Origin of the sequence: Collibacillus ludicampi, assembly GCF_023705585.1 — a bacterium.
GTDB lineage: Bacteria > Bacillota > Bacilli > Tumebacillales > BOQE01 > Collibacillus > Collibacillus ludicampi.
Genome location: NZ_BOQE01000004.1, coordinates 1 through 1,999 on the forward strand (window position 1 = coordinate 1; position 1,999 = coordinate 1,999).

Genomic DNA, 1,999 nt, shown 5'->3' on the forward strand with positions numbered 1-1,999 from the left:
CCTTTAAACAGATGACAATTGGTTTGTGACGCTTCTTTTAACTCTTCGACTTGGCGACGATAACTTTCCGTCAGTTTCAATGTTTCTTTCAAGGTGAGTAGATACGCGTCTTCGTAGTTCTCTAATGATTGATGGGTATGGGAGACAGCGGACAAATATCCGTTCCAGAATGTGTCAACCAATGCATCCACGCGATATTGAGGTGCCTTCGCTTCTTTCTTTTGCTCTTTTGGTATTACTTCCGCTACTCCGAGTTTTTGTTCTTTTTGACTCATGGTGGATCCTCCTTTTCAAAAAACAAATTGTACATCTATATGTATTTTACATCTATAGGTTAATTGTGTCAATTGAACAGTTCCATCCATAACAAGATAGGAAATCGTGTCATTCGGAAACTATTTTGAAAAATGTGTAGTTTGGCGGGCGTATGCTTTGCGTTCGCGCTCCGTGGAGGTCGTCTCGCTTAGAATATGTTTAGTTGTAGCGAGACGACCTCCAAAGTCGCTGTCTCACGCAAAGCATTACGCCCACCCAAGAAACTTTTCCTCCTCAAAGGCACCGCTTACGGCATGAGAGGCTATCAGGAAACAAACAGTGTTTTTGCAAAAAATTTTTCGACTCAACCAAACAACCGGTTGACAAAGTTGTAGAATTATCATACGATTGTAGACAAGTGAATGATTATTCATTCATTGGTGGTGGTTAACGATCGCAAACAAAAAAACCAAAGATAAATATGCAACCATTTTAAGTGCTGCTGTCAAGGTGATGGGAGAATCGGGGTATCATGGCGCGCCGATCTCGCGCATCGCTCGAGAAGCGGGAGTTGCTGACGGAACTGTTTACCTGTATTTCAAGAACAAAGAGGATATTCTCATCTCGATTTTGCGCGTGACGATCGGCGATATCGTCGAACAGATCCTGATTCAATATAAACGCTTGGAAGATAAACCGATCGATGCGCTTCACGCGATCGTATCCATATACTTCCGAACGTTGGGGAGCGATACGAATCTGGCGACCGTCACGCAAGTTCATTTACGACAGACGGATGCGGAAATGCGCAGGAAGATCGGCGAAATCATGAGACCTTTCCAACAGATTATCGCTAAGACGATCGACCGCGGAGTCGAAAAGGGCGTTTTTCGGGAGACGATCGACCGGCGAATCGCCCGTCGCATGATCTTCGGGACGCTTGACGAAACGGTTACCGCATGGATCCTCTCGGGAGCCAAGTATGATCTCATTTCCTTGATCGACCCGGTCTGTGACGTCCTTGTCAATGGTTTGAAAGCGTGACACACGTAAAGTTGATGTGAAAGGAGTACTTATAGGATGAACATTTTGGTTTGTCTCAAACAAACGTTTGATACAGAAGAGAAAATTGTCGTGGAAAACGGCAAGGTCAAAGAAGACGGCGTTCAATTTATCATCAATCCATACGATGAATATGCGGTAGAAGAAGCGATCGTCCTGAGGGACAAATTCGGAGGAACCGTCACACTGTTGACGATCGGTCCTGCGCGCGCAGAAGAAGCGATTCGGAAAGCGCTTGCCATGGGGGCGGATGAAGCGATTCACATCTCCGATGAGACGTTGTTCGGAGATGAGTACACTGCTTCTAAAGTGTTGGCCAAAGCGATTGAAGGAAAATCTTTTGATATCATCCTCGCGGGTAACCAGGCGGTGGATGACGGTTCAGGACAAGTGGCGGTACGACTCGCGGAATTGCTTGGCATTCCTCACATCGCTACGATCACAAAGCTTACGATTGACGGGTCGAAAGTAACGGCAGAGCGCGATGCAGAAGGGGATGTGGAAGTTGTGGAAGCAACCCTTCCCGTCTTGGTAACCGCTCAGCAGGGGTTAAACGAACCGCGCTACCCGTCTTTGATCGGTATTCGCAAAGCGAATAAGAAACCGGTCGCGGTGCTTGGTGCCGGTGAACTCGGACTATCCGCATCAGATGTGGCAGCCAAAACGGAAGTTCTCGAAACGA

General features: G+C 46.8%; 3 protein-coding genes. 2 read left to right on the forward strand and 1 reads right to left on the reverse strand.

What is annotated here, in order from left to right; genetic code table 11:
• On the reverse strand, positions 1–275 hold a 275-nt coding region (gene phaP, locus DNHGIG_RS20845), incomplete at its 3' end, for a polyhydroxyalkanoic acid inclusion protein PhaP (protein WP_282201585.1).
• 433 nt (positions 276–708) lie between these two features.
• Here phaP and fadR point away from each other — a divergent pair.
• Together fadR and DNHGIG_RS20855 are read left to right on the forward strand one after the other, a co-directional pair.
• Positions 709–1,299, forward strand: a complete 591-nt coding sequence (fadR, locus tag DNHGIG_RS20850) for a fatty acid metabolism transcriptional regulator FadR (protein ID WP_282201334.1) — start codon at positions 709–711, stop codon at positions 1,297–1,299.
• 36 nt (positions 1,300–1,335) lie between these two features.
• The coding region (locus tag DNHGIG_RS20855; protein ID WP_282201586.1) for an electron transfer flavoprotein subunit beta/FixA family protein at positions 1,336–1,999 on the forward strand (664 nt) is incomplete at its 3' end.